Below are 222 nucleotides of genomic sequence, written 5' to 3' on the forward strand. Positions count from 1 at the left end.
CACCCCGTGAGGGTGCGTGGATTGAAACGGCGATAAACTTACAGCATTACATAATAACGTTTGTCGCACCCCGTGAGGGTGCGTGGATTGAAACATACTCCCAATGGGCTTTTTCGACCAGCACCCGCGTCGCACCCCGTGAGGGTGCGTGGATTGAAACATATGCATCACGCAGTTCCGCATCGCTCTCCAGCGTCGCACCCCGTGAGGGTGCGTGGATTG

The organism is Megasphaera sp. MJR8396C (assembly GCF_001546855.1).
In the GTDB taxonomy this organism is placed as follows: domain Bacteria; phylum Bacillota; class Negativicutes; order Veillonellales; family Megasphaeraceae; genus Megasphaera.